This is a genomic window from Serratia sp. M24T3, assembly GCF_000257645.1.
Lineage (GTDB): Bacteria > Pseudomonadota > Gammaproteobacteria > Enterobacterales > Enterobacteriaceae > Rouxiella.
The window spans coordinates 1-356 of the sequence record NZ_AJHJ01000105.1; the positions used below are offsets into that span (position 1 = coordinate 1).

The 356-nt window shown below is 43.8% G+C and carries 1 tRNA gene; it reads right to left on the reverse strand.

The annotated features are described in order from the left end of the window. Nucleotides 1-189 precede the first annotated feature (189 nt). Nucleotides 190-266, reverse strand: a tRNA-Arg gene (locus SPM24T3_RS24175). Between the last annotated feature and the right edge of the window lie 90 nt (nucleotides 267-356).

A 356-nucleotide genomic window follows, 5' to 3' on the forward strand; every position in this document is an offset into this window, starting at 1 on the left:
TTTTGAAACTATTTTACTATCGATTGATGCGAAGAAAAAGCAGAGAGGAAAATGGTGCACCCAGGAAGATTATTCGGCTTACGCCTCACCCTTACGGGTCGTTGCCAAGGCAACGTTATCATCCTTTGTGCTTCCATTTAACATTGCATCACCATTTCAAGTTTCCTTTGATGGCAGCAAGTCGTTAAATGGTGCACCCAGGAAGATTCGAACTTCCGACCGCTCGGTTCGTAGCCGAGTACTCTATCCAGCTGAGCTATGGGTGCATATCACTTCTTTAATTGCAGTTCTTTACAGCAGAGTTACTTTAACCACTTTCACATTCTACCAAATTCGGCCCTGATGCTCACTTGATT